Source organism: Jutongia sp., assembly GCF_057878315.1.
In genome coordinates, this window is sequence record NZ_DBLXSO010000074.1 from 1 (window position 1) to 4,917 (window position 4,917).

Annotated in this window: 6 protein-coding genes and 1 pseudogene; all 7 read right to left on the reverse strand. The window is 41.3% G+C overall.

Annotation, left to right across the window (positions count from 1 at the left end; translation table 11 throughout):
• Positions 1-231, reverse strand: a 231-nt coding sequence (locus ACZLMD_RS12315; protein WP_489495855.1) for an Abi family protein, incomplete at its 3' end; no start/stop codon positions are given.
• A gap of 181 nt (positions 232-412) precedes the next feature.
• A pseudogene (locus ACZLMD_RS12320) lies at positions 413-874 on the reverse strand (hypothetical protein); the annotation flags it as partial.
• Positions 875-880: 6 nt separating this feature from the next.
• Positions 881-2,074 (reverse strand): esterase/lipase family protein, encoded by a 1,194-nt coding sequence (locus ACZLMD_RS12325; protein ID WP_482522643.1) that lies wholly within the window; start codon positions 2,072-2,074, stop codon positions 881-883.
• Between the two features lie 32 nt (positions 2,075-2,106).
• Positions 2,107-3,264 (reverse strand): MFS transporter, encoded by a 1,158-nt coding sequence (locus tag ACZLMD_RS12330; protein ID WP_178414010.1) that lies wholly within the window; start codon positions 3,262-3,264, stop codon positions 2,107-2,109.
• Positions 3,265-3,347: 83 nt separating this feature from the next.
• Positions 3,348-3,824: a GNAT family N-acetyltransferase gene (locus ACZLMD_RS12335; protein ID WP_489495857.1), complete on the reverse strand. Its 477-nt coding sequence runs from the start codon at positions 3,822-3,824 to the stop codon at positions 3,348-3,350.
• A 23-nt stretch (positions 3,825-3,847) separates the two neighbouring features.
• Positions 3,848-4,357, reverse strand: a complete 510-nt coding sequence (locus tag ACZLMD_RS12340; protein WP_484107596.1) for a P-loop NTPase family protein — start codon at positions 4,355-4,357, stop codon at positions 3,848-3,850.
• A gap of 79 nt (positions 4,358-4,436) precedes the next feature.
• The coding region (locus tag ACZLMD_RS12345) for a GNAT family N-acetyltransferase (RefSeq protein ID WP_489495859.1) at positions 4,437-4,917 on the reverse strand (481 nt) is incomplete at its 5' end.

Below are 4,917 nucleotides of genomic sequence, written 5' to 3' on the forward strand. Positions count from 1 at the left end.
ATCAAATTCATATAAAGCAACAATATCCTCAAATGTTGTTCCCGGTTTATATCTTCTTGTCATAGGATTATAAAATAAATTCTTATATCCATCAATCAAAGAAAAATAACTAATATCCTCTAATTTTTCAAAAGCATATTTGCGATTTGAAATAACCATGCCTTTGCGCTCAACAAGATTGTTTATTTGTTCTTCATAAGTCAAAAATGGTTTTAAAGCTGTTTCTGTCATATTTCTCCTACTATAATCATTTATATACAAAAAACGGAGGGCCCTCAGGTCCTCCGTCCGGTCGCAGGCATCGCAAGTTTCTGCAACCTGATCACTGACAGATATTGTAGCATAATCCCTTTCAAAAGACAAGAGATTATTTAATATCTGTCAATGATTATTATATTACTTTCATTCTTTTTTAAAACAAATCCAGCATATTATCCAGATAAATCGCCTCCCGCACCAAAAGCTGATACTCCGAGCGTGTCATATAATAAAGCAGAAATTCCAGGATCAGGGCGCTGCCGAGACCTCTGCCCTCAATCTTATAATTAGAAAATCCCATCGGCAGATAAATGTCTTTAATATCATCAATCCCGATAAAGCAAGAATTTGTCATTGCTTTTGAAAAACGATAGCTCTCCTGTGCCCCGGGAGCATGGCAATGATGATCCGGGACACTTTCTCCCAGATTTTTACGGCTGACATTCTCATAACAGCGCTTCCAGTCCGGGCAGGCATAATAACAGCATTCATTGCATAAAAACTCGACCTTGTCCTTTTCGGTTTCAGTCAGTGCTTCAAGCCGGTCAAACGATTTGTTCAGACGAAAATCCGGTACCACATAGCGAAATTCTTTTCTTCGCACTTCCTGTAAATATGAAGTTTAAAATCCCCGCGCCTTCAGATTGGCAACAAGCTGCACATAGAACTCGCGTACATCAAAACAGGGAATATTCTCGCGATTCAGATCAATCACGTCGCCATGGGAAATTCCTCGTTTTCCTTTGATCGTCAGAAACTGATAGTTCTCGCCCCACGGAAAGGATTCCTCTCCCACAAGCCCATCGTTTGCACCGTCAAAATATTTCACCAGCGGATAGGTAAAATTGAGCGGAAATCTTCCGGACATTGGCCGGTTGAGCTTTGATCCGACCGACTGATAATAAATTGCCGGATCATCTTTGATCTCATCGTTAAATACCTTGCAGTTTTCAAAGGTAAGATCATATACGGCTGCAAGAAAATCCGGATTCACATCTCCAAGCTTAGCGGCACCGGTATTATATGCTGATTCAACCATATGCTGCTGTTTTTCGGAAATTTTATGAAGCAGATAATCGGCGAACTGACAGCCTCTGTGCGGCGTGTTGATCGTTGTCACCGATGCGATGCAAGGTGCCACGTCCGTCAGTGCGATCATTGCTCTGGAGTCCAGCCCCCCCTTGGAATGCGCAATGATATTTAACTTTTCGCAGCCGGTTTCCTCAATGATCTGATGCACTCTCACGGCAAGCTCCCTTGCACTGTCTCTTACCGCAGAGGCGCTGTTATGATTGCCATAGTAGACCGTTGCTCCGTTTCGCTCAAGCTCTGCCGGGATCCTTCCCCAATAATTTAAATGCTCAAAATCCCGGAAAAACACACCGTGTACCATCAGTATCGGATATTTTGTCTGACAGATCTGCTGCTCCTTACGCTCCCGATTTCTCAGGTCACGCATCCGTTCCATTTTGATCTCCTGATCAACGGTTTTGATAATAATATGAAGCATGATCAGATGAAGGATTGGGATCCACCCACACACGATTCCAAGAACTCTCCAGCGGATGCCGAGCTGTTCCGATGTAAGATAAACCGTAATAATACCGATCCAAAAAATAAGAGCCTCAACAAGAATACCAATACCTAGACGGATCAGCCAGTACATTGTCTGCTGTGTGATCCCTGCCGGTCCGTCAAACCACTTCTGATAATAACCGAAAAATCCAAACAGCAAATAAACAGATAATAATATCGTAGTCACACAAAAAAGCTTCAGCATGATCCTTCCAAAATTACAGATTCTGATTCGTTTCATTCTTTCTCCTTTTTCCGATTGTTAATCTCTATTTAATGATTCTTCCGTGTGACACGGAACGTTGCTTCTACCATTGTAATCATTAAAATAACAAAAATCAACAGATAAACCGGCATAATGGAAAAAGAAACCGCATTGCCAAGAAGTCCGAAAAGCGGTGGAATAAACGTTGAGCCTACATAGGCACTTGCCATCTGGATCCCGATGATCGCCCCGGAATTTGCGGCTCCAAAATTATATGGTGTAGAATGAATGATACACGGGTAAACCGGTGCGCAGCCAACGCCCATCACAAGGAATGCCACGAAAGCAACCGTATATGATTTCACCGGCAGACACAGAATAAGAATGCCCAAGATCAGAATCGACGTACCAAGCAGGATCATTTTGCGGTCACCAAGCTTATCGGTAATGATTCCGCTGATAAATCTTCCGGCTGTGATCCCGATATAGAACAGTGCGGCAAATCCGGCAGCACGATCTGTGGCGATTCCCTTTACCTCAACAAAATACGTGCTTGCCCACTGCATGGTAGTAGCCTCGGTGGCACAATATGCGAAAAATCCAATCAGAAGAAACGGGACTCCCTTGATCCGGAGTGCATCGATCAAGCCAACGCTTTTGGCATTATCCTGAACCACGCTCTGATTCACCTTCCAAACAGGCAGAGTGATCAGTAAAAGCAGCGCAATGCCAAGCTGCATCAGACCGACAATGCGGTAGCCACTGTGCCACGTCCTGTTTGCCAATGCATATCTCATAATAAACGGACTGACAATGGTGCCAACACCCCAAAAGCAGTGAAGCCAGCTCATGTGCTTCGCTTTATAATGAAGAGCCACATAATTATTCAAAGCAGCATCGATTGCACCTGCACCGAGCCCATATGGAACAGCAAAAGCGATCAGCATCCAGAACCGGTCAGAAAACGAAAATCCAAGCAGTGCAATTACCGTCAGAAAAACACTGGAAACCGTTACGATCCTTGTACCTAATTTTCGCGTCAGCCGGTCCGAAAGGAGGCTTGAGATAATGGTTCCTCCTGAAATAATCATGGAGACGATCCCCATGTAGGACACCGGCACGCCAATCTCGGTATGCATAACCGGCCAACCGGATCCCAGCAGTGAATCCGGCAGACCTAAACTGATAAAAGCAATATAGATCAGTATAAGTAAAAATAAATACATTTGAACATTCTCCGTATCTTATTAATCCTGGACTTTATCATCGGATTACATGGTTACTTTCTCTTTGTTTTGATGAAGACAATTTATTGGCAACGATAGGAAAAATATTTTCTTCCCTGCTCCTGCCCTGCTCCAATTTTATCATAAAAACGAATGGATGGTGTATTCCAGTCAAGGCAGCTCCATTCTATCTGTGAGAAACCGTCCTGCTTCACAAATTCCTCCAGCTTTGCAAAAAATATTGTTCCTAATCCGCAATGGCGATACTTCTCAATTAAAAACATATCCTCCATATGAACTCCGCCCTCTGCCGCAAACGAACCAAACACCGGATAATAAACAGCATATCCGATTGCCTCGTTATCATATTCCGCAATCAAAGCAGTTGCTATTTTCTTCTGGAAGATCCAATAATGCAATTCCTCCTGGGACCCCGTCATATCCTGCGGTCTCTTCTCATAGGCAGCCAACCCTCTTATCATAGTTTGAAGCAAGGCGATGTCCTTTTCTGTAGCTTTTCTTACCGTAAACGTTTCATGCATTTTTATTCTTCCTTTCATACACGCTTTCCACTATTCTCATATTAAAACTGCGAATAATTATTTGTAATAAATTCATAGGCTTCTTCTGAATGTTTAAATATTTTAACCCTTGCACCATATTGACTTAGTTCCTGCCATAAGTCGTTTTTTATTCGATTAAATTCTATTACCCATTTTATGTTCCACCATAAAAAATTCCATGTTGGTTTTGAATTATAAGACTCTCTTCCATTTCTTTGATTCATCCATCGCTTAAATACCCTGATCAATCTTGTCATCGTATATTCATCCAGCACAATAATATAATCACAGCACTTAAAGCTCTCCTTCAGGATTTTTCTCGGAGAGCCCTCTACAATCCAGTTATTTTCTTTTATGATATCATGAAAATATCGATCTCGTTCCTCCGGGCTTCTTTTCACATCTCCACTCGAAGTCCTTTTCCAGACAATATTGTCTTTTTCATAATACGGAATATTATATTGTTTTGATATTCGTTTGGCAAGGGTTGTTTTTCCGCTTGCAACCGAACCGATAATGTCTATTTTCAAACAAAGACCTCCTCAAGCCAGATGTTTTCTGTTTCTTATCTCCTGCAATGAATTCAATGGTAAAGAAAATCGAAACTATTTAGAGTTTGTATTGCATGAAATTACCATTATGAACAAATCCATATGCTGTATATAATTTCACGCCAATATCTGAAGCTGTAATCTGAATCGTACCACACCCATAATCCCTGGCTTCGTCGACAACTCTATTTAAAAGTTCTTTTGCAATTCCTCTCCGTCTGTAATTTGGATTTGTAAACATACTGGATAAAAGCCCAATCCTTCCGCTGGGGCATCCGAAATATGGCGGTTTTTCTACAAAAGACATCCCGCTTGTTCCTATAATTTTCCCATTATCTACAGCAATCCATGAAACAAATGTACCATCCTTCATATGACGTGTATAATAATCCAGTAAAGCCGGCTTTAAATCAATATCTTCTTTTGCACCTTCTTCTCTCAGCTGATTTATTCTCATTTCAATGAATGTGTTCAAATCCTTTTCACTTAGCTTTCTATACTCGATTTGCATTTCTTTTGTCTCCAATTTCTTAAAATCA